The 19,227-nt window shown below is 69.2% G+C and carries 24 protein-coding genes and 1 pseudogene; 11 read left to right on the top strand and 14 right to left on the bottom strand.

Going from position 1 to position 19,227, the window contains the following annotated elements:
* The first annotated feature begins 154 nt into the window (after positions 1-154).
* Positions 155-1,024, top strand: a complete 870-nt coding sequence (locus OQ968_RS13170) for a 3-hydroxyacyl-CoA dehydrogenase family protein (RefSeq protein ID WP_324678418.1) — start codon at positions 155-157, stop codon at positions 1,022-1,024.
* Here OQ968_RS13170 and OQ968_RS13165 read toward each other — a convergent pair.
* Positions 990-1,517, bottom strand: coding sequence for a hypothetical protein (locus tag OQ968_RS13165; protein ID WP_324678417.1), 528 nt, complete (start codon positions 1,515-1,517; stop codon positions 990-992). The genes OQ968_RS13170 and OQ968_RS13165 overlap by 35 nt on opposite strands.
* 79 nt (positions 1,518-1,596) lie before the next feature.
* Between OQ968_RS13165 and OQ968_RS13160 the strand changes: the two are divergent.
* Positions 1,597-1,806: pseudogene (locus tag OQ968_RS13160) on the top strand (helix-turn-helix domain-containing protein); the annotation flags it as partial.
* Between the two features lie 10 nt (positions 1,807-1,816).
* Here the strand turns inward: OQ968_RS13160 and OQ968_RS13155 are convergent.
* Positions 1,817-1,945, bottom strand: a complete 129-nt coding sequence (locus OQ968_RS13155) for a hypothetical protein (RefSeq protein ID WP_324678415.1) — start codon at positions 1,943-1,945, stop codon at positions 1,817-1,819.
* A gap of 260 nt (positions 1,946-2,205) precedes the next feature.
* Here OQ968_RS13155 and OQ968_RS13150 point away from each other — a divergent pair, with 260 nt between their 5' ends.
* Complete coding sequence (locus tag OQ968_RS13150; protein WP_324678413.1) at positions 2,206-3,717, top strand: long-chain fatty acid--CoA ligase; 1,512 nt, start codon at positions 2,206-2,208, stop codon at positions 3,715-3,717.
* A gap of 94 nt (positions 3,718-3,811) precedes the next feature.
* Here the strand turns inward: OQ968_RS13150 and OQ968_RS13145 are convergent, their stop codons facing one another.
* Positions 3,812-4,267, bottom strand: a complete 456-nt coding sequence (locus OQ968_RS13145; RefSeq protein WP_324678411.1) for a YbaK/EbsC family protein — start codon at positions 4,265-4,267, stop codon at positions 3,812-3,814.
* 6 nt (positions 4,268-4,273) lie between these two features.
* Positions 4,274-5,122 carry an NAD(P)-dependent oxidoreductase gene (locus OQ968_RS13140; protein ID WP_324678409.1) on the bottom strand — a complete coding sequence of 283 codons (849 nt, stop codon included), beginning with the start codon at positions 5,120-5,122 and terminating at the stop codon, positions 4,274-4,276.
* A gap of 169 nt (positions 5,123-5,291) precedes the next feature.
* On the opposite strand from OQ968_RS13140, the gene OQ968_RS13135 reads away from it, so the two are divergent.
* Together OQ968_RS13135 and rsrA are read left to right on the top strand one after the other, a co-directional pair.
* Positions 5,292-6,083 (top strand): sigma-70 family RNA polymerase sigma factor, encoded by a 792-nt coding sequence (locus OQ968_RS13135; protein WP_324678643.1) that lies wholly within the window; start codon positions 5,292-5,294, stop codon positions 6,081-6,083.
* Positions 6,080-6,385, top strand: a complete 306-nt coding sequence (gene rsrA, locus OQ968_RS13130) for a mycothiol system anti-sigma-R factor (protein ID WP_420715903.1) — start codon at positions 6,080-6,082, stop codon at positions 6,383-6,385. The genes OQ968_RS13135 and rsrA overlap by 4 nt, the downstream gene beginning before the upstream one ends.
* A 19-nt stretch (positions 6,386-6,404) precedes the next feature.
* On the opposite strand, the gene OQ968_RS24900 is transcribed toward rsrA, so the two are convergent.
* Positions 6,405-6,479: a 50S ribosomal protein bL37 gene (locus OQ968_RS24900; RefSeq protein WP_003416889.1), complete on the bottom strand. Its 75-nt coding sequence runs from the start codon at positions 6,477-6,479 to the stop codon at positions 6,405-6,407.
* 161 nt (positions 6,480-6,640) lie between these two features.
* Between OQ968_RS24900 and OQ968_RS13125 the strand changes: the two genes are divergently transcribed.
* Positions 6,641-6,856 carry a biotin/lipoyl-binding carrier protein gene (locus OQ968_RS13125; protein WP_067159260.1) on the top strand — a complete coding sequence of 72 codons (216 nt, stop codon included), beginning with the start codon at positions 6,641-6,643 and terminating at the stop codon, positions 6,854-6,856.
* Positions 6,857-6,883: 27 nt separating this feature from the next.
* Entirely contained in the window at positions 6,884-8,383 is a 1,500-nt protein-coding gene (locus OQ968_RS13120) for a sensor histidine kinase (RefSeq protein ID WP_324678406.1), read from the top strand.
* Between the two features lie 61 nt (positions 8,384-8,444).
* Here the strand turns inward: OQ968_RS13120 and whiB1 are convergent, their stop codons facing one another.
* Together whiB1 and OQ968_RS13110 are read right to left on the bottom strand one after the other, a co-directional pair.
* Entirely contained in the window at positions 8,445-8,699 is a 255-nt protein-coding gene (gene whiB1, locus OQ968_RS13115; protein ID WP_068070345.1) for a transcriptional regulator WhiB1, read from the bottom strand.
* 250 nt (positions 8,700-8,949) lie between these two features.
* Positions 8,950-9,924 (bottom strand): diacylglycerol/lipid kinase family protein, encoded by a 975-nt coding sequence (locus OQ968_RS13110; protein WP_324678403.1) that lies wholly within the window; start codon positions 9,922-9,924, stop codon positions 8,950-8,952.
* A gap of 94 nt (positions 9,925-10,018) precedes the next feature.
* On the opposite strand from OQ968_RS13110, the gene OQ968_RS13105 reads away from it, so the two are divergent.
* Positions 10,019-10,450: a hypothetical protein gene (locus tag OQ968_RS13105; RefSeq protein WP_324678401.1), complete on the top strand. Its 432-nt coding sequence runs from the start codon at positions 10,019-10,021 to the stop codon at positions 10,448-10,450.
* On the opposite strand, the gene OQ968_RS13100 is transcribed toward OQ968_RS13105, so the two are convergent.
* Genes OQ968_RS13100 through OQ968_RS13090 form a run of 3 tightly spaced genes read right to left on the bottom strand, consistent with a single transcriptional unit; the run spans position 10,402 to position 12,589 of the window.
* Positions 10,402-10,884 (bottom strand): GNAT family N-acetyltransferase, encoded by a 483-nt coding sequence (locus OQ968_RS13100; RefSeq protein WP_324678399.1) that lies wholly within the window; start codon positions 10,882-10,884, stop codon positions 10,402-10,404. The two genes, OQ968_RS13105 and OQ968_RS13100, sit on opposite strands and share 49 nt — an antisense overlap.
* Positions 10,881-11,981 (bottom strand): isochorismate synthase, encoded by a 1,101-nt coding sequence (locus tag OQ968_RS13095; protein WP_324678397.1) that lies wholly within the window; start codon positions 11,979-11,981, stop codon positions 10,881-10,883. The genes OQ968_RS13100 and OQ968_RS13095 overlap by 4 nt, the downstream gene beginning before the upstream one ends.
* Positions 11,978-12,589 carry an acid phosphatase gene (locus tag OQ968_RS13090; RefSeq protein ID WP_324678639.1) on the bottom strand — a complete coding sequence of 204 codons (612 nt, stop codon included), beginning with the start codon at positions 12,587-12,589 and terminating at the stop codon, positions 11,978-11,980. The genes OQ968_RS13095 and OQ968_RS13090 overlap by 4 nt, the downstream gene beginning before the upstream one ends.
* Positions 12,590-12,710: 121 nt before the next feature.
* Here OQ968_RS13090 and OQ968_RS13085 point away from each other — a divergent pair, with 121 nt between their 5' ends.
* A complete protein-coding gene (locus OQ968_RS13085; protein ID WP_324678637.1) occupies positions 12,711-13,511 on the top strand; it encodes an AAA family ATPase in 801 nt (266 codons plus the stop codon).
* A gap of 10 nt (positions 13,512-13,521) precedes the next feature.
* Here OQ968_RS13085 and OQ968_RS13080 read toward each other — a convergent pair whose 3' ends face one another.
* Positions 13,522-14,748: a hypothetical protein gene (locus OQ968_RS13080; protein ID WP_324678395.1), complete on the bottom strand. Its 1,227-nt coding sequence runs from the start codon at positions 14,746-14,748 to the stop codon at positions 13,522-13,524.
* A gap of 13 nt (positions 14,749-14,761) precedes the next feature.
* Positions 14,762-16,297, bottom strand: coding sequence for a DEAD/DEAH box helicase (locus OQ968_RS13075; RefSeq protein ID WP_324678394.1), 1,536 nt, complete (start codon positions 16,295-16,297; stop codon positions 14,762-14,764).
* A 238-nt stretch (positions 16,298-16,535) separates the two neighbouring features.
* Between OQ968_RS13075 and OQ968_RS13070 the strand changes: the two genes are divergently transcribed.
* Positions 16,536-17,231: a ferritin-like fold-containing protein gene (locus OQ968_RS13070; protein ID WP_324678392.1), complete on the top strand. Its 696-nt coding sequence runs from the start codon at positions 16,536-16,538 to the stop codon at positions 17,229-17,231.
* A gap of 2 nt (positions 17,232-17,233) precedes the next feature.
* Here OQ968_RS13070 and OQ968_RS13065 read toward each other — a convergent pair whose 3' ends face one another.
* Positions 17,234-17,989, bottom strand: a complete 756-nt coding sequence (locus OQ968_RS13065) for an MmpS family transport accessory protein (RefSeq protein WP_324678390.1) — start codon at positions 17,987-17,989, stop codon at positions 17,234-17,236.
* A gap of 216 nt (positions 17,990-18,205) precedes the next feature.
* Here OQ968_RS13065 and OQ968_RS13060 point away from each other — a divergent pair, with 216 nt between their 5' ends.
* Positions 18,206-18,469, top strand: coding sequence for a DUF3107 domain-containing protein (locus OQ968_RS13060; RefSeq protein WP_324678388.1), 264 nt, complete (start codon positions 18,206-18,208; stop codon positions 18,467-18,469).
* Here the strand turns inward: OQ968_RS13060 and OQ968_RS13055 are convergent.
* Positions 18,456-19,139, bottom strand: coding sequence for a TetR/AcrR family transcriptional regulator (locus tag OQ968_RS13055; protein WP_324678386.1), 684 nt, complete (start codon positions 19,137-19,139; stop codon positions 18,456-18,458). The two genes, OQ968_RS13060 and OQ968_RS13055, sit on opposite strands and share 14 nt — an antisense overlap.
* Positions 19,140-19,227 lie beyond the last annotated feature (88 nt).

The raw sequence follows: 19,227 nt of genomic DNA, 5'->3' as shown, positions 1-19,227 counted from the left end.
GGCCACCGACAAAAACCCCCGCCCTGTGACCACAGAAACCAAAGTGACACAAGAGATTACCAATCGGGCCGATTGTCCACACCAGACAACGGCCGGCTCATTCTTGTCGGTCGGCGACTGACCCGGGCGCGCCGCCGGGCCTTAGCATGCGTGTGTGACTGGCTCCTACGCCTACAATTTCGACGACATCCGGAACCGCCCCGTCGCGGTGATCGGGGCGGGAACGCTGGGCCGCCGCATCGCGCTGATGTTCGCCAGCTGCGGCGGAACCGTGCGAATCCATGCCCGGCGCGCCGAACAGCTCGCCGAGGCGACGCAATACGTGACCGATAACCTACCGAAGCTGTTGCAGGACAGGGGCTTTGGCGAAGTGGGCGTAGCGACCGGAGCGACCTCGCTCGACGAGGCGCTCGACGACGCCTGGCTCGCCGTGGAGTCCGCCCCGGAGCGGCTCGACGTCAAGATTCCGCTGTGGGGCCGGATCGACCGGGCCGCACCGGCGGACACCATTTTCGCGACGAACTCGTCGTCCTTCCCGTCGCGGCTGATGGCCGAAAACGTGCGCGACAAAACGCGTCTGTGCAATATGCACTTCTACATGCCGCCCCAGATCAACGCCGTCGACCTGATGTCCGACGGGCAGACCGACCGCGGCCTGCTCGACACCCTGCTGGCCGTCCTGCCCGAGTTCGGCGTGCATCCCTTCGAGGCGCGCAAGGAGAGCACCGGGTTCATCTTCAATCGCATCTGGGCCGCCATCAAGCGCGAGTCGCTGGCCGTGGTCGCCGAGGGTGTCGCACGCCCGGAAGACGTCGACGGCATGTTCAAGGTCAACTGGGGTGTGGCCGCCGGCCCGTTTCAGATGATGGATCTGGTCGGGCTGGACGTGGTGCTCGACATCGAGAACCACTACGCGCAAGAGTTTCCGCACTTGCCGACGAACGTGCGAGAGTTGTTGCAGTCCTACGTCGATGCCGGCAAGCTCGGCATCAAGACGGGTGAGGGCTTCTACTCGTATCAGTAGCCGGGGGACGCAGGCGCAGCATCGCTATCGCGGTGCCCAGGTACCACAGCACGGTCATCACGGCCGGCGCCCAGGCGGTGAAACCGCCCTCGATGCTGAACGCCCCGGTGCGGAAGAACACGCCCGCGGTCCTGAGCAGATTTACCGCCAGCGCCAGCAGCGCCAGGTAGGCCGTCCACCGCGGCAAGACGCCGTCGGCGAAGACGCAGTACGCATAGGCGAAGGCCGTCGCCGCCATGAACGAGCCCCACAAGCCGATCAGGACGCCCGGGAAGTGCACTCCCATCGTGAAGACGATGCCGGCCGGCAACCGGTCGGCATGCTGGGCGACGGCAATTTGCATGGCCTGCGTCACCAGCAACAGTGTGGCGACGGCCGCGGTGCCGAGCAGGAAAATCCCGCTGAGGTAGCCGCTGTTTTCTGATCTGCGCAGGATCCGGTGCACCGCAACGGCGAACATCAACATCAGGGGCGCAGCCGATGTTGCGTACATGCATAGCTGCCCTCACCTGTCGCGGCTTATCTGGTGGTGTGAGGATAACGCCGCATCAAGTTGGGCGCCGACGGTCATTGCGCGGCTGCGCGAGACGCTGCGGGTGTACCTGGGCTGCAGTTACAAGGCCGCCGCGGAGGAACTCAACCTGCACTTCAACTCGGTGAAATACCGGGTCGCCCGCGCCGTCGAGCGGCGCGGCCGGGAGATCGGCGGCGACCCGCTCGACGTCGAGCTCGCGTTGCTCGCCTGCCACTGGTACGGCAGCGCGGTGCTGCGGCCGTCGTAGCCGGGGCCGATTACGCGGCCGCGGGCCGGTTGGTCCCGCGGATGGCGTGGACGGCGGTGACGGTGGCCGCGAGCAGCACGGGGGACAACACCAGGACGAGCACTCCGGCGACGGTCAGATACGCGGTCAGGAAGGCCATGATTCGCTCACATTCTCCGCACGGCGGTGCGGTGGGATGGGTTGTGGTACTTGACGATTCGAGCCGAGGCTGGAATTCGGATCAGCTGGATGCTGAAGCGCGACGCTGCGCTTGCCAGGAAATCTAGCGACGCCGCCGCGGTCCGGGAATGTCGTCGACCGATCAACTTCCGGTGCAGGTTTGTCCTCTGGAGACTAAGGATTTGCACACCACATGCGTCATCATGTCTCTACAGACTCGAACACATCCTGGAGCGCATTGTGACCGCCCTGAGCAGCAACCTCATCGCATCGAAAGACCGCCACCCCGATCGCGGCGCGCTGCGCTGCGACGACCTGCAGTTCACCTACGCCGAGCTCGACGACGCGGCAGCCCGCGTCGCGACCCTGCTGGACCGCGCCGGCGTCCGGCCCGGCGATCGGGTGGGGGTGATGCTGCCCAACACGCCCGCATTCGCCATCGCGTTCTACGGCATCATGTACCGCGGCGCCGTCGCGGTCCCGATGAACCCCCTGCTCAAGGCCCGCGAGATCGCCTTTTACCTGTCCAACACCGGCGCCGGCGCGCTGTTCGCGACACCGGCCTTCGCCGACGAGGCCACCGCCGGCGCCACCGAGGCGGGCGCGCAGTGCTGGCTGGTCGACGACGCCGCGCTGATGAAGTCGATCGCCGACCTGCCGGCGCAGGAGTCACCGGTGCAACGCGACGACGACGACGTCGCCGTCATCCTGCACACCTCGGGCACAACCGGAAAACCCAAGGGCGCCATGCTCACCCACGCCAACCTGGGCCGCAACTGCGACGTGGCGGTGCGCACCCTCGTCGAGCTCGGGCCGGACGACGTCATAATGGGCTGCCTGCCGCTGTTCCACGTCTTCGGCCTGACCTGCGGGCTCAACGCGGCCGTCCTCGCGGGCGCGACGCTGACGCTCATTCCCCGGTTCGACCCGCGCAAGGCCCTGGAGGTGATCCAGCGCGATGCCGTCACCGTGTTCGAGGGGGTGCCGACGATGTACTCGGCGCTGCTCAGCGTGGCGGAGGAGGCCTCCCCGGAGGCGACGCGGAGCCTGCGCACCTGCGTGTCCGGCGGCGCGGCGCTGCCCGTCCAGGTCCTCACCGACTTCGAAAAGGCCTTCGGCTGCGCGGTTCTCGAGGGCTACGGGCTCTCGGAGAGCTCTCCCGCGGCCGCGTTCAACCATCCGCACCGGCCGCGCAAGGCGGGCTCGATCGGGACCCCGATCGAGGGTGTAGAGATGCGGGTGGTCGACCTGGACGGGGTCGAGGTCCCGCAGGGGGAGGCCGGCGAGATCCAGATCCGCGGCCACAACGTGATGAAGGGCTACTGGAACCTGCCCGACGCCACCAAGGCCACGATCACGCCCGACGGGTGGCTGGCCACCGGCGACGTCGGGCGCGTCGACGAAGACGGCTACTTCTACATCGTCGACCGGACCAAGGACATGATCATCCGCGGCGGCTACAACGTCTACCCACGCGAGATCGAGGAGGTGCTCTACGAGCATCCCGCGGTCGCCGAGGCCGCCGTCGTCGGCGTCCCGCACGACTCGCTCGGCGAGGAGGTCGGCGCCGCCGTCGCCCTCAAGAAGGGCGCCGCCGCCACGGCCGACGAGCTGCGCGAGTACGTCAAGGCGCGGGTGGCCGCCTACAAGTACCCGCGCCAGGTCTGGCTGGTCGACGCCCTGCCCAAGGGCCCCACCGGCAAGCTGCTGAAGCGCGAGATCACCATCCCCACAAGCGAAAACAGCCGATGACCTGCGCGAGCCCGGGGAAGAGCCTGAGCCACAGGGCTTTCGGTCCGCGAGAGTAATGTCACCGCGAAATCCGGTGCGGATTTTCGCCGTGGCGTTACGTTCGCGCGGTCAAGTCCGCTGTGACCGCGTCGGTGAGGCGGATCAGGTCCTGTGGTGTCACCGCGACGTCCCAATGTCGCTTGCCGGCGCTGCACAACACTCGTTCCCAGCGCAGCGCCGAACTGTCAAGCACCGTCCGCAGCGGCTTGCGCTGACCAAACGGGGAGATGCCACCGACCACGTAGCCGGTGGACCGCTCGGCCGCGGCTGGTTCGGCCATCGTGGCCTTGGCCACCGCCAGCGTCGCGGCCGCCGCCTTTAGCGACAGCTTCGACGGGACTGGCACAATCGCGACGGCCAGCTCCCGGGGTAACGCGATGATTAGCGTTTTGAACACCTGCTCGGGCGCAAAATCCCCGGAGTCCGACAGGTCGGTGACGACGTCGAAGTGCAATACCTCGTGTGGGACACCGGCTTTGACGAGGGCGGCGATTGCCGGTGTCGCTGCCATCCTTGGTCAGGGCCCGGTGTATCCCGGCGGGTTGACGCCATCCACCCAGAAGTCGACACCGAGCTGCGCGCCGGGCACGCAGTTGTACACCGACAGGTCGGTGACGCCGGAATCGACCAGCACGTCCTCGCACAGCAGCGTGTTGCCGGTGAACTCGCGGGCGGGCTTGTTGAGGATGACGTAGGCGGCGTCGGAGTACACCTCCGGCCTGCGGGCGCGGCCCATGGCCTCCTCACCGCCGAGCAGGTTCTGCACCGCGGCGGTGGCCACCAGCGTGCGCGGCCACAGCGTGTTGGACGCGATACCGGCCTCGCGCATCTCCTCGGCTATCCCCAACGCGCACAGCGTCATTCCGAACTTGGCCATCATGTACGCCGTCGGCTTCAGCCATTCCTTGCCCAGCAGCACCGGCGGCGACAGCGTCAGGATGTGCGGGTTCTCCCGGCCCTTCAGATGCGCAATGCACGCCTGCGACACCGCATACGTGCCGCGCACCTGGATCCCGTTCATCAGGTCGAACCGCTTCATCGGCACCTCGGTGACGGACCCCAGGTTGATCGCCGACGCGTTGTTCACGCAGATGTCGATGCCGCCGAACTGCTCGACGGTCTTGGCCACCGCGGACTCCACCGATTCGGGATCGCGGACGTCTCCGACGATCGGCAGCGCCTGCCCGCCCGCCTCCTCGAGCTCCTTGGCCGCGGTGAACACCGTGCCCGGCAGCTTCGGGTGCGGTTCGGCGGTCTTGGCGATCAGGGCGATGTTGGCGCCGTCCTGCGCGGCGCGCTTGGCGATCGCGAGGCCGATACCGCGACTCGCGCCGGAGATGAACATGGTCTTGCCGTTGAGAGACATGGCGTCACACTAACGTCCCGCCGCAGCCGGCCGGACTCGGCCCGCAAAGACCGGGAAATAGCTGGTCGGCCGGCGCTGTTAAACCAGTCGGTTTACCGATACACCCTTTGCGGACCGGGCGGACCCGGGCAGACAGTGTCGGAGGCAGCCTTTAGATTGGAGGAGCAGTCTGGTGTCAACGGCGACGAGCCTATGCCCAATAGGCGCTGAGCAGTTGATTCGCTTTCTCGCGAGTCCGATGGCGCTTTCGACGCTGCCCGGCGACACCGCAGCAGAAGGGACCGTGTTGATGGCCGACTTCGAGGATGGCCGAGAGGATGGCCGGGAGGGCGCGACAGGGCCGGAGAGTCCCGCGGCTGGGGCGCAAGAGACCGACGAGGAGCTGACCGCGCGTTTCGAACGCGACGCGATCCCGCTGATCGACCAGCTCTACGGCGGTGCCCTGCGCATGACCCGCAATCCCGCCGACGCCGAGGACCTGCTGCAGGAGACCATGGTGAAGGCCTACGCGGGGTTTCGCTCCTTCCGGGCGGGCACCAACCTCAAGGCGTGGCTGTACCGGATCCTGACCAACACCTACATCAACAGCTACCGCAAAAAGCAGCGCCAGCCCGCGGAGTATCCGACCGAGGCGATCACCGACTGGCAGTTGGCGTCCAACGCCGAACACTCCTCCACCGGGTTGCGCTCGGCCGAGGTCGAGGCGCTCGAGGCGCTCCCGGACACCGAGATCAAGGAGGCGCTGCAGGCGTTGCCGGAGGAGTTCCGGATGGCGGTCTACTACGCCGACGTCGAGGGCTTCCCATACAAAGAGATCGCAGAGATCATGGACACGCCGATCGGGACGGTAATGTCTCGGCTGCACCGCGGCAGGCGTCAGCTTCGTGGTCTATTGGCCGACGTGGCCAAGGAGCGAGGGTTCAACCGCGGTCAACAGGCGCACGAGGAGGTGTCGTCGTGAGCGAGTTCCCCGGCCCCGCCGGCCCGCGCGCAGACGACAGCGATTCCCACGGCAGCATGGGCTGCGCCGAAGTGATCGCCGAGGTGTGGACCCTGCTCGACGGCGAATGCACGCCGGAGGCCAAGGAGAGGCTGCGCCAGCATCTGGAGGCATGCCCCGGATGCTTCAAGCATTACGGGCTCGAGGAGCGGATCAAGGCGCTGATCGCGACCAAATGCCGGGGCGAGAAGGCCCCCGAGGGCCTGAAGGAGCGCCTGCGGCTGGAGATCCGCCGCACCACCATCATCCGGGGCATGGAGTAGCGCCCAAGGCGTCGAGCGGCTACGAGTTGGGCCGTTTGCCGTGGTTGGCTTTGCTGTACTTGCGGTCGCGCTTCTTGCGGCCACGCTTGGCCATGTCCTCGAACCTCCGTCAATGGATCCCTGCTGGAATGGCCAGTCTCTCACGCGACGCGGCACGCTGTGTCAACGGCCGTGCGCCGCGGTCCCGGCCGGTCTTGTGGTTCGATATACGAAGACCAGCCAGCATGCGCAGGGGCCGAAACGAGTGGGGTGAAGATGGCCGAGGATGTTCGCGCCGAGATCGTGGCCAGCGTGCTCGAAGTCGTGGTGAGCGAGGGTGACCAGATCGGCAAGGGCGACACCGTGGTGCTGCTGGAATCGATGAAGATGGAGATCCCCGTCCTGGCCGAGGTCGACGGCACGGTCAGCAAGGTGAGCGTCTCCGTCGGCGACGTCATCCAGGCGGGCGACCTCATCGCCGTGATCAGCTAGCCCCGGGGAACGACTCGGGAGTAATCGATGTCCACTCTCGGTGACCTGCTTGCCGAGCACACGATGCTGCCGGGCAACGCGGTGGACCACCTGCACGCGGTGGTCGGGGAGTGGCAGCTGCTGGCCGACCTGTCGTTCGCCGATTACCTGATGTGGGTCCGCCGCGACGACGGCATGCTGGTGTGCGTGGCGCAGTGCCGGCCGAACACCGCGCCGACGGTGCTGCAGACCGACGCGGTGGGCAGCGTCGTCCCCGGCGACCGGCTGCCGCTCGTCGCCGAAACCTTCGCCACCGGCGCCATCGGGCGGGAAAGCGCTGCGGGCCAACCACATTCGTGGCAACTGCCCGGGCCCCACGTCGCCGCCTCCCCGGTGCGGTATGGCCTGCAGGTGGTCGCGGTGCTGACCCAGCATCAAACCGCGGGTGCCGCCGACCGCGCGTCGGGCCAGCTGGAGACGGCCTACCGGGAATGCGCCGAGGACCTCGTCCACATGCTCGCCGAGGGCACCTTTCCCGACGTGGGGGACGTGGCCATGTCGCGCTCCACGCCCAGGGCGGGCGATGGCTTCATCCGCCTCGACGTCAACGGCGTGGTCGCCTACGGCAGCCCCAACGCGCTGTCGGCCTACCACCGGATGGGCCTCACGACGGAGCTGGAGGGCCACAACCTCATCGAGATCACCCGGCCGCTGATCTCCGACTCGTTCGAGGCGCAGGAGATGGCCGAGCACGTCCAGGACCTGCTGGCCGGCGGGAAGAGCATGCGGATGGAGGTCGACGCCGGGGGCGCGACGGTGCTGCTGCGCACGCTGCCGCTGGTGGTGCACGGCGCGAGCGCCGGCGCCGCGGTGCTGATCCGCGACGTCACCGAGGTCAAGCGCCGCGACCGGGCCCTGATCTCCAAGGACGCCACGATCCGGGAGATCCATCACCGGGTGAAGAACAACCTGCAGACGGTGGCGGCGCTGCTGCGCCTGCAGGCCCGCCGCACGGCCAACGCCGAGGGCCGCGAGGCCCTGATCGAATCGGTGCGCCGGGTTTCGTCGATCGCGTTGGTCCACGACGCGCTGTCGATGTCGGTGGACGAGCAGGTGAACCTCGACGAGGTCATCGACCGGATCCTGCCGATCATGAACGACGTCGCGTCCGTGGACCGGCCGATCCGGATCAACCGGGTCGGCGACCTGGGCGTGCTGGACTCCGACCGCGCGACGGCGCTGATCATGGTGATCACCGAGCTCGTGCAGAACGCGATCGAGCACGCGTTCGACGCCGACGCCGAGGGGTCGGTGACGATCCGCGCCGAGCGCTCCGCGCGCTGGCTCGACGTCGTGGTGCACGACGACGGCCGGGGACTGCCGGAGGGATTCAACCTGGAGTCCTCCGACAGCCTGGGCCTGCAGATCGTGCGGACGCTGGTGTCGGCGGAGCTGGACGGCACGCTGGGCATGAGCGAGGCCTCCGAGCGCGGCACCGATGTCGTGCTGCGGGTGCCGATCGGTCGCCGGGCCCGGTTGCTGCTCTAACACCCACACAACAGTGCGGCCCCGACGATGGTCGGGGCCGCACTGTGTGCAGAAACTTCGGTCAGACTCCGCTACGGGCCTTGGTCCGGGCGTTGCGACGCTTCAGCGCGCGCCGCTCGTCTTCGCTCATCCCACCCCAGACGCCCGAGTCCTGGCCGGTGTTCAGGGCCCAGGCGAGACACTCCGTGGTCACCGAGCACCGATTGCAGACCAGTTTCGCGTCAGCGATCTGCGCAAGCGCCGGGCCGCTGTTCCCTACCGGGAAGAACAGCTCCGGGTCCTCGTCGCGACAGACCGCCTTGTGGCGCCAATCCATACGTTGTTACTCCTTACTGAGTGCGCAGCAAGGTGCACGGGCATTTTTCTTCGGCTGTTAAGCGTGCACAAGAAAAGGTATCCGTACCCCTACAAAGTTTTCTGCATGCAACCTTTCGATCGTTTCACAGGCTCAACAGATGTCAATAGCGTGAGTTAGCTCGTGGGCTATCTCACGTTGGCGATGTCCTGCCCAAGCCCTTATTCCTTTGTACTACGCTGATTGGCCGCCAACACCCCGCAATGGCGTGTTATCGCAGGTTGGGCGTGTTTTTGGCGGGCGGGGCGGCGACCGGGAGAAGGCCGGGGACCGACCGGAACGTCATGGTTTCGCGCAGGCCGAGGTAGTCGCCGTCGAACTGGCTGGGGATCGGGCCGTCGGTCGAGGTCACGCGCACCCAGGCGGCGTCGTCGTCCCGGACGACCTGTTTGGTGTTGGGCTTGGGGCCCTTCGACAGGATCTGGCGCAGCACGTTCAACGTGGGCAGCACCTTCATGCCGTCGAGCGCGAAGACCCCGAGGCCCGACTCGAAGGTGCAGTTCGGGTTGGTCACCAGGGGCCGGTTGTTGCTGTAGGTCCACGGGCTGGTGTTGGACACCCAGACGAAGTGCACGGCCGGGACCGGCTCGCGGTCGGGCAGCTCCAGCGTGAGCACCGGTTCGCGGCGGCGGAAGGCGAGCGTGACGGGAATCGCCACCCGCCAATAGCGCAGCGCGTTGACGTTGACGCCCTTGTCGCGCTGCGCCTCGACCGCGGCCACGACCTCCGCGTCGACGCCCATTCCGGCGTTGATCAGCGCCCACCGCTCGCCGCAGTCGATCAGCCCGATGCGGCGCCAGGCCTGGTGCCGGCGGTAGTCGTCGATCAGCTGGATGAGCTGGTTGGTGGCGGCGACCGGGTCCTTGGCGATGCCCAGCGACCGGGCCAGCACGTTCGCCGAGCCGCCGGGCACCACGGCGACCGCCGGCACGTGCTCGGTGCGGGCCGAGCCGGGGCTGCCGAGCAGGCCGTTGACCACGTTGCTGACGGTGCCGTCGCCGCCGTGCACGACGACCAGGTCGATTCCGTCCGCGGCGGCCGCCTGGGCGATTTCGGCGCCGTGACCGCGGTGGCTGGTGTGCTCGACGGTGAGTTCGAGGCGGCTCTTCAGTGCGTGCGCCAGCAGGTCGCGACCGGCCGGGGTGGTGGAAGTGGCTGTTGGGTTCACGATCAGCACGGCGCGCATGACGCACGAGCTTATGCGGGCCGGTTAAGGCCGCGCTGTGCGGGAACCGCGCACGCGCAACCGAAGAGCCGGCCGGCGTGACTACGCTGGCGCTGTGCAGCCGCCCGCCCCGACCACCGTGCGCGTCTCGGGGTGGATCGTCGCGGTGCAGGGCGTCGCCGCGTTGGCGGTGGCCGCGGTGCTGGTGGTGCGCGTGATCGCCGGGGCCGATCAGCGGGTGGTCAACGGCCTGGGCACCTCGGCCTGGTTCGTCCTGGCCGGTGGCGTGGTGTTGGCTGCCGGGCGCGCGCTGGTGCTCGGCAAGCGCTGGGGCCGCGGCGTGGCCGTGTTCACCCAGCTGCTGTTGCTGCCGGTGGCCTGGTATGTCGCGGTCGGCTCGCATCAGCCGGCGTTCGGGATTCCCGTCGGCGTCGTGGCGCTGGCCGCCTTGGTCCTGCTCTTCACCCCCGCGGCCGTGCGCTGGGCCGCCGGGGGCGATCAGCGCGGCCCGGCCAGCTCGGCCAGCGGCGGGCCGGAGAGCCGATAGGTGGTCCACTCGCGCAGCGGCCGGGCGCCGATCTCGTCGTACAGCGCGATGGCGTCGGCGTTCCAGTTCAGCACCGCCCACGACAACCGCGTGTAGCCGTTGTCGAGGCACTCGCGGGCCAGCGCCGCCAACAGCGCCCGGGCCAGGCCGCGGCGGCGAAAACGCGGGCGCACGAACAGGTCTTCGAGGTAGATTCCCGCGACCCCGTCCCAGGTGGAGAAGCTGAGGAACCACAGCGCCATCGCGGCGACCTGGCCGCCGACTTCGGCGACATGCCCGTGCACCGTCGGCGAATCGCCGAAAAGCGCTGCGGAAATTGTTGTTTCGGTGACGGTGCATTGCTCGGGGGCGCGTTCGAATTCGGCCAGCGCGTGGATCATGTCGGCAATATCGGCGCTGTCTTCGGGTGCGGCGCGGCGGATATTGACGCTCATTGCTGCACTCCCAGCGCGTTCAATATCGTGGCGAATTTCGTTGTCGTCTCGTCGACTTCGTCGTCGGGGTCCGATTCGGCGACGATGCCGCCGCCGGCGTGCGCGAGGGCGCTGCGGCGGTCCGCCGACAGCTGTGCGCAGCGGATGGTCACCACCCAGACGCCGTCGCCGCTGGCGTCGCACCAGCCGACCGCCCCGGCGTAGAAACCGCGGTCGCCCTCCAATTCGGCGATGAGCTCGCACGCGGCCTTGGTCGGCACCCCTCCGACCGCCGGTGTCGGATGCAGCGCCAACGCCAAATCGATTGCGGTAGTTGATTTGTCGCGCAAGGTTCCGCTGATCGGCGTGCACAGGTGCCAGACCGCCGCGGTGCGACTAAGTTGGGGCTCGGCGGCGATCGTCAGGTCGTGGCACAGGGGCTCCAGCGCGGCCCGCATGGTGTCGATGACCAGCTGGTGCTCGTGGCGGTTCTTGGCCGATTCCGCCAGGGCGGCGCCGTTGGCGGCGTCGATGTCCGCGTCAGCGGAGCGGGGCGCCGAACCGGCGAACGGCCGGCATTCGACCCGGTCGCCGGAGCGGGCGACCAGGAGTTCGGGGCTGGCGCCCACCAGCGCGGCGCCCGCGTAGCCGTCGCCGGCGGCGGTCAGGTCGACGAGATAGCCGTAGGCGGCCGGGTCGGCGGCGACCAGCCGGCGCAGCACGACGCGCGCGTCCACCGTGGCGTCGGCGGCCAGCCGCAGCGCGCGGGCCAGCACCACCTTGCGCAGCGGGCCGCCCGGGGCGGCGAGCCGGTCTCGCGCACGGCCGATCCGGGCGCGGTAGTCGCCGGGCGGCGGGACGGCGGCGGCGACGCGCACCGCCGGCAGCGGCCCCGCCGGCCAGTCGGGCAGCCCGTCGGGGCGCAGCACGGTGCGCGGCGCCAGCAGGGCGGCGGGCTTAGCAACATCGAAAGGCAAGGCGCCCAACACGATTGGGGCCGAACCCGATCGCAGCGCGGCCCGCGCCGCCTGCACGTCGCGGTACCGCGCCCGCACCCCGTCGGCGATCAGGGTGCCGCGCGGCCCGCACAGCGCGAACGGCGGTTCGATGGCGCTCATCCGGGCGTGATCGCTTGCGGTTGGTTGGTCAGCCCGAGCGCCGCGAGCTGTCGCACGTCGTGCTCGAAACCGCACACGGCGATCGAGCCGGCGAGCATCCAGAAGCGGCTGCCCTCGACGAGCGGCAGCTCCACCCAGCGGGTGATGACCGAACGGGAGAAGTGGCTGTGCCCCACGAACACCACGTCGCGCGAGCTCATGTGCTCCAACGCCAGTGCGACGGCCCGATCGGCGCGGCCGCTGACCTGGGCCACGCTCTCGCCGCCGGGGCAGCCGTGCGTCCAGACCAGCCAGTCGGGGACCGATTCCCGGATCTGTGGGGTCGTCAACCCCTCGTAGGAGCCGTAATCCCATTCCGCGATCAGCTCGGTCACCTCGTCGACGGTGAGCCCGGCCAGCTTGGCCGTCGTCAGGGCGCGTATGCGGGGGCTGCTGATCACCAGCGGGTCGGCGAGTTTCAGCTCACGCAGCACCCGACCGGCGAGCTCGGCCTGGACGCGGCCGGTGTCGGTGAGTTCGAGATCGGTGCGGCTGGTGTGCTGCCCGGATTTCGACCACTCGGTCTCGCCGTGGCGCAGCAGCACCAGACGGTGGTTGTGCAAGCCCATGCCGCCGATTCTGCCGGACGACATCGGACGACATCTGGTGCCCGTAGGCCGAAGCGTTCGGCGGCCGAACATGCCAGGATGGCTCTGTGACCGCGGCGGCGATGAGAAGGGGCGGGCGCTGGTGAGCAAGACCCGGGTGTTGGCAGTGGCCAACCAGAAGGGCGGGGTGGCCAAGACCACGACGGTGGCCTCGTTGGGCGCGGCGATGGTGGAAAGCGGTCGGCGGGTGCTGCTTGTCGACCTGGATCCGCAGGGTTGTCTGACGTTCTCGCTCGGCCACGATCCCGACAAGCTGCCGGTGTCGGTGCACGAGTTGCTGCTCGGCGAGGTCGAGCCCAACGCCGCGCTGGTCACCACGATGGAGGGAATGACGCTGCTGCCGGCCAACATTGACCTGGCCGGCGCGGAGGCGATGCTGCTGATGCGGGCCGGCCGCGAATACGCGCTCAAGCGCGCGCTGGCCAAGCTCGGCGACGAGTTCGACGTGGTGATCGTCGACTGCCCGCCGTCGCTGGGCGTGCTCACCCTCAACGGGCTGACGGCCGCCGACGAGGTGATCGTGCCGTTGCAATGCGAGACGCTGGCGCACCGCGGCGTCGGCCAATTCCTGCGCACCGTCGCCGACGTCCAGCAGATCACCAACCCGAACCTGCGGCTGCTGGGCGCGTTGCCGACGCTGTACGACTCGCGCACCACGCACACCCGCGACGTGCTGGTCGACGTCGCCGACCGCTACGACCTGCCGGTGCTGGCCCCGCCGATCCCGCGCACCGTCCGCTTCGCGGAGGCCAGCGCCTCCGGCTCGTCGGTGATCGCCGGGCGCAAGAACAAGGGCGCGACGGCCTACACCGAGCTGGCGCACGCGTTGATCAAGCACTGGAAGTCCGGCAAGCCGCTGCCCACGTTCGCCGTCGAGGTGTGAGGTCGGGCGGTCAGCCCAGGGCCACCACGGTGTCGCCCCGCTGCTCGAACACCCGGGAGCCGGAAACGGCTGGGACGACGGGCGTTCCGGGCGGCGCCGGGCTTCGGTTGACCGGTATGTAGCGCTCGTTCGCGCCGTTGACCGGGTCGTACACCCCGATGCCGCCGGTGACGGGCACCAGCAGCTTGCCGGCCATCATCGCGCCGGGTCCCAGCGGCGTCGCCTGGCCGGCGGCGATCGTGTAGCGCGGGGTCAGGGTGGTCGCGTCGAAGGCCATGACGGAATCGCCGGTCCACCACGTCACCAGGCTGCCCGCCTGCGAGGCGACCGCCGAGCTCGACGGCGCCCTGGGCAGCAGGGTGCTCGACACGGTGGTGCCCGTCTCGTCGAGCACGTCGACCCGGGGCTGCGAGCCGGAGCTCGCCGGCAGGTACACCGCCGTCGTGGTCTCCCGGACGGCGATCACGCGGGCGCCCGAGTCCGCCGCGATCCCGGGCTCGGACACGACGTGTTGCTGGGGTTCGTCCTCCTCCTTGGCCGGACGCAGCAGTACCAGCCGCAGATCCGCCTGGTTGGCGCAGCTCTCCAACACCGAGACCGCCGACGAGCTGGCCGCCGCCGAGATCAGCCGGCATCCGGAGTGCAGGCCCCGCGCCGACGGCTTCACCCGGGCGTCGGTCTCGCCGTAGGCCAGCATCCGGACCATGTCCGAGCGCCACAGCTCCAGCCGGGTATCACCCACCGACAGCACGGTCATCCCGTCGGAGGACAGGCGCACGTGCGGATCGGCGTAGCCGCTGCGGGCGGGTCCCCGGCGGCCGGTGGACCCGTCCAGGGTGCTGACCTGGCCGCAGCCGCGGTCGTCGCGGAAGACCGCGACGGCGTAGCGGTATAGCCAGGACAGCCCGCACAGGTCGGTGTCGCGGGCGTAACTCCAGTGCGACTGCCCGGTGCCCGGGTCGCGCCCGTCGACCCGGCGCTTGTCGCCGGTGGCCACCGTCCCGCCGACCACCATGGGCGCGGTGGTGGCCGCGCTCGGGGCCGTCCACAGCTGTTTCAGGGACGCCGGCACCTCGCGGGCCGGCGTCGGGTTGGGCGCGCCGACGGCGGCGGGGTGGCTGACGGTCGCGCGGGCGTCGCTGGTCCACCAGATCAGCGCGGCGGCGGCGACGACGACGACCGCGATCGCCGCGGCGGCGGCAATGTCGCCCCTAGTCCGGCGCTCGGGTCTGACCATGCCGCGGCGCGGCTCAGTTGGCCAGCGCGGAGGCCGCGGTGGTGTCCGCGGGCTTGCGGCGGCGCCGGCGGCGCCGGTTGGTCGCGCCGCTATTCGCGCCGGACGGGGTTTCCGCGGCGGCCTCGCCGTTGCCACCCGCGGGAGCCCCGGCGGGGTGCCCGGAGATGGGCTGCCCGCCGCGGGTGCGCCGCCGCCGCTCGCCGGAGCGGCTGCGCGCGGGCTTCTGGCCGTTACCCTGGCTCGAGTTCCGGCTCGAGCCCTGGCCCTCGCGGCGCTTGACCGGAGACTTGCGGGCCGAACCGACGGTGCCGGCCGCCCCGGCCGGGATGCCGAGCTCGGCGTACAGGTGCGGGGAGTTGGAGTAGGTCTCGGCCGGCTCCGGGTTGCCCAAGCCCAGCGCCTTGTCGATCATCGCCCAGCGGGGCAGCTCGTCCCAGTCGACGAGGGTGACCGCGATGCCGGTCTTGCCGGCGCGACCGGTACGTCCGATCCGGTGCACGTAGGCCTGTTCGTCCTCGGGGGTCTGATAGTTGATGACGTGGGTGATGTCGTCGATGTCGATGCCGCGCGCGGCGACGTCGGTGGCGACCAGCACGTCGACGTCACCGTTGCGGAACGCCTTGAGGGCCTTCTCCCGGGCGATCTGCCCGAGATCGCCGTGCACGGCGCCGACCTTGAATCCGCGCTCGGCCAATTCGTCGGCCACCTTCTGCGCGGTGCGCTTGGTGCGGGTGAAGATCATCGTCGCGCCCCGGCCCTCGGCCTGCAGGATGCGGCTGACCATCTCAACCTTGTCCAGCGCGTGGGCGCGGTAGACGAACTGCTCGGTGGTGTCGTGGGTCGCGGCGGAGTGCGGTGCCTCGGCCCGGATGTGGGTCGGCTGCACCATGAACGTGCGGGCCAGCGTGATGATCGGGTCAGGCATGGTCGCCGAGAACAGCATCGACTGCCGGTCGGCGGGAATCTGGCGCAGGATCCGCTCGATGTCGGGCAGAAAGCCCAGGTCCAGCATCTCGTCGGCCTCGTCGAGCACCAGCACCGACAGCCCGCCGAGCTGCAGGTGACCCTGCTGGCACAGGTCGAGCAGCCGGCCCGGGGTGCCGACCACGACGTCGGCGCCGGTGCGCAGCGCGTCGATCTGCGGCTCGTAGGCGCGGCCTCCGTAGATGGACACCACCGACAACCGGCGGCCGTCCTCGGCGGTCAGGTATTTGGCGGCGGTGGCCAGGTCCCCGGTGACCTGCAGGCACAGCTCGCGGGTCGGCACCACGACCAGGGCCCGCGGGGTGCCGGTGAGCGGCCTCGCGCCGGTGTCGGTCGTGATGCGCTGCAGCAGCGGCACGCCGAAGGCGAAGGTCTTGCCCATGCCGGTGCGGGCCTGGCCGATCACGTCGTCGCCGGCGAGGGCCAGCGGCAGGGTCAACTCCTGGATGGCGAACGGACGCTCGATGCCCTCTTCGGCGAGGGCCCGCACGATCTCGTCGCGCACGTCGAGTTCGGCGAAGGAGGCTTGGGGGGTCGGTTCAGTTTTGCTTGTCAGCGCGGTCATATGTGGGTGATGTGCCTTTCGGTGACGTCTTGGTTGGTGTCGGTTTTTCTGTCGCGGTCACGCGCGCACGAATTCCGACTCCAAGTCGCCGAGTCGCAGGCCCCTGCCCGATTTGGGCGGGCCGGCTGTGCACGCACATTTCGCCGGTGGCGGCGATACGGCCACCACCTCGGTCCATGATAGCTGGCCAACAGCCGGCGCCCGGCTTCCCCCATGTCAGCCGACTAGAGTGTTGCCCATGACTTCGGCCTCCTCCGCCGACCGGGTGGACGATTCACCCTCCCCACGACTGACCGCCAACCATCCCGGCGTCAACGAACTCTTCGCAGTGCTCGCCTACGGCGAGATCGCCGCGTTCTACCGGCTTACCGACGAGGCGAAGATGGCCCCCGACCTGCGGGGACGGATCTCCATGGCCAGCATGGCCGCCGCCGAGATGCAGCACTACGAGCTGCTGCGCGACGCCCTGGAACGCCGCGGCGTCGACGTCGTCTCGGCGATGACCAGGTACGTGTCGATCTTGGAGAATTACCACCGGCTGACCATGCCGAGCACCTGGCTGGAAGCCCTGGTGAAGACGTATGTCGGCGACGCCCTGGCCGCCGACCTGTACCTGGAGATCGCCGACGGGCTGCCCGACGAGGTCGCCGACGTGGTGCGGGCGGCCCTGGCCGAGACCGGGCACTCCCAGTTCGTGGTCGCCGAGGTGCGCGCGGCGGTGACCACGAGCGGCAAACAGCGCAGCCGGCTGGCGCTGTGGGCGCGCCGCCTGTTCGGCGAGGCGATCACCCAGGCCCAATACCTGCTGGCCGACCACGACGAGCTGGTCGACCTCGTGCTGTCCGGGACGGGTGGCCTGGGCCAGCTCGGCGCGTTCTTCGACCGGCTGCAGCAGACCCACGACCGGCGGATGCGCGAACTCGGCCTGAGCTGAGCTCAGCGGGTGCAGGTCGCGACGCTGGTGTTGTTGGTCGACGCCTTCACCGTTTCACCCGCCGCGTTGACGATCCCGCAATTGAGCCGGCCGTAGATGCTGGTCGCGATCACCGACTCGGTCTGCACGCCGGGATTGAGCACGATCACCTTCGACCACGGCAACGACACGTTGAACTCGGTCTGCGGGTAGCCCTGGGCGTCGGTGTAGACGACGTTCACCAGGTCGAACAGCTGCTTGGTCCCGGTCACGGTGTAGACGACGGTGCGCGGGTTCAGCGCGACCGGCGGCGGTGCGGCGGCGGTGGGTGGCTGCGTCGGCGCGACGGTGGGCGGTTGCGTCGCGCCGGGCGTTCGCGTCGGCGCCGCGCTGGGCGTCGTCACGGTGGTGACCGTCTCCGGGGGGAGTGCGGTCGCAGACGCGCTGGGTGACGTGCTGGGCGGGTTGGTGGTCCGCGGCGCGGACGTCACGGTGTGCGGAACCGGTGCACCCACGGTGGCCTTGGTCGACGCGCTGTCGCCGCTGTTGATGACGACGGCCGTGGTGATCGCGCCGAGGGCCACCGCGGCGCCGAGGATCGCCGTGAGCGGGCGCAGGCGAAACTCGGCCGGCCAGCCGGTCCAGCTGTAGTCGCCGTCGGCGTGGGGCCCGGCTGGGTAGATCTCCTCGGTGTCGTCGTCGGTGTCCGCGTCGATGTAGTCGATGTAGTCGCCGGGATAGACCCGCACCTTGTCGAGAGGGGGCAGTGTGGTACCCATGGTGCCGAAGTTAGCCATGTGAAAACACGGATCCGGCGTCGAACCCGGTTGTGGCACCAGCTGGTAGCCAATCGTTATCTCCCCGCGACCGCCTTTTCGCTTACCGCGAACCCCGGCCGCGGCCCGGGGCGTCCCGCGCGCCCGGCGCGTCCACTAGCCTGCTGCTGACACGTCTGCGACTGCACTGCGACTGCACTGCCAAGGGAAGGGGCCACTGTGGAGGTCAAAATCGGTATCACGGACAGTCCGCGCGAGCTGATCTTCTCCAGCGCGCAGACGCCCGGTGAAGTCGAGGATCTCGTCAGTGCCGCGCTGCGCGAGGGTGCGGGCCTGCTCAGCCTGAGCGACGACAAGGGCCGCCGCTTCCTGGTGCAGACCGACAAGATCGCCTACGTCGAGATCGGCGCGGCCGACGCCCGCCGGGTCGGTTTCGGGATCGGGGCGGAGGCGGCCGCCCGGAAGGCCGCTAAGAGCGAGTAAGCGGCACGTGTGACAGCCCGCCCCAAGCGAATTGGACGGTGCCCTCGACGGCGTCCGACTTGGAAATCGGACGGTCGGAGTCCAGCCAGTACCGCGCGCAGTCGACGCTGATCCCGACCAGCCCCACCGCGATCATCCGGGCGCGGTGCGGATCGAGTCCCGAGTCCTCGCTGATCAAGGCGAACACGGCGTCGATGCACGATTCGGTGGCCGCCCGCACCTGCGCGGCGACCTCGGGCTCGGTGACGTAGTCGTTCTCGAAAATCAGCCGGTAGCCCTGGCTGTCGTGCTCGATGAAGTCGAAGAACGCCTGGACCGCCGAATGCAGGCGCCGCCGGTTGTCGGTGGTGGTGCTCAGCGCCTGCTGCACGCCCGACACCAGGTTGTCGACGTGCCGATGAAGCACCGCCAGATACAGTTCCAGCTTGCTGGAAAAGTGTTGGTACAGAACGGGTTTGCTGACTCCCGCGCGTTCGGCGATCTCGTCCATGCCGGCCGCGTGGTAGCCGTGGTCGACGAAGACGTCGCTGGCCACGACGAGCAATTGGCCGCGCCGCTCGTCGCGGGGCAGCCGGTTGCCCCGACGGTTCGACGCCGCCATGCCATCGGCCGGCCGGGGGTCGGCCGGTTTGACGGCGCGTCGTGGCGCCGCTTTGGCGAGTTCGCTCATCGAGTCCTCATCTGATTGTTGGCAACTGGCGGCCCGTCGCACAGACATTACTACCCGCGCCGTCCCCGCGGCCGTCATCGGCGCAGTC

Origin of the sequence: Mycobacterium sp. 663a-19 (assembly GCF_035616495.1) — a bacterium.
Taxonomy (GTDB): domain Bacteria; phylum Actinomycetota; class Actinomycetes; order Mycobacteriales; family Mycobacteriaceae; genus Mycobacterium.
Note: the sequence above shows the minus strand (reverse complement) of the source record. Positions and strands in the feature narration are given on the sequence as shown.

Coding starts and splice junctions, on each gene's coding strand:
- OQ968_RS13100 (WP_324678399.1), bottom strand. CDS start 10,884: ATGAGCGTCAATATCCGCCGCGCCGCACCCGAAGACAGCGCCGATATT.
- OQ968_RS13110 (WP_324678403.1), bottom strand. CDS start 9,924: ATGCGCGCCGTGCTGATCGTGAACCCAACAGCCACTTCCACCACCCCG.
- OQ968_RS13155 (WP_324678415.1), bottom strand. CDS start 1,945: ATGGCCTTCCTGACCGCGTATCTGACCGTCGCCGGAGTGCTCGTCCTG.
- OQ968_RS13140 (WP_324678409.1), bottom strand. CDS start 5,122: ATGTCTCTCAACGGCAAGACCATGTTCATCTCCGGCGCGAGTCGCGGT.
- OQ968_RS13095 (WP_324678397.1), bottom strand. CDS start 11,981: ATGAGCGCCATCGAACCGCCGTTCGCGCTGTGCGGGCCGCGCGGCACC.
- OQ968_RS13055 (WP_324678386.1), bottom strand. CDS start 19,139: ATGAGCGAACTCGCCAAAGCGGCGCCACGACGCGCCGTCAAACCGGCC.
- whiB1 (WP_068070345.1), bottom strand. CDS start 8,699: ATGGATTGGCGCCACAAGGCGGTCTGTCGCGACGAGGACCCGGAGCTG.
- OQ968_RS13125 (WP_067159260.1), top strand. CDS start 6,641: ATGGCCGAGGATGTTCGCGCCGAGATCGTGGCCAGCGTGCTCGAAGTC.
- OQ968_RS13070 (WP_324678392.1), top strand. CDS start 16,536: ATGACTTCGGCCTCCTCCGCCGACCGGGTGGACGATTCACCCTCCCCA.
- OQ968_RS13065 (WP_324678390.1), bottom strand. CDS start 17,989: ATGGGTACCACACTGCCCCCTCTCGACAAGGTGCGGGTCTATCCCGGC.
- OQ968_RS13120 (WP_324678406.1), top strand. CDS start 6,884: ATGTCCACTCTCGGTGACCTGCTTGCCGAGCACACGATGCTGCCGGGC.
- OQ968_RS13145 (WP_324678411.1), bottom strand. CDS start 4,267: ATGGCAGCGACACCGGCAATCGCCGCCCTCGTCAAAGCCGGTGTCCCA.
- OQ968_RS13090 (WP_324678639.1), bottom strand. CDS start 12,589: ATGGGCTTGCACAACCACCGTCTGGTGCTGCTGCGCCACGGCGAGACC.
- OQ968_RS13080 (WP_324678395.1), bottom strand. CDS start 14,748: ATGGTCAGACCCGAGCGCCGGACTAGGGGCGACATTGCCGCCGCCGCG.
- OQ968_RS13165 (WP_324678417.1), bottom strand. CDS start 1,517: ATGTACGCAACATCGGCTGCGCCCCTGATGTTGATGTTCGCCGTTGCG.
- OQ968_RS13075 (WP_324678394.1), bottom strand. CDS start 16,297: ATGACCGCGCTGACAAGCAAAACTGAACCGACCCCCCAAGCCTCCTTC.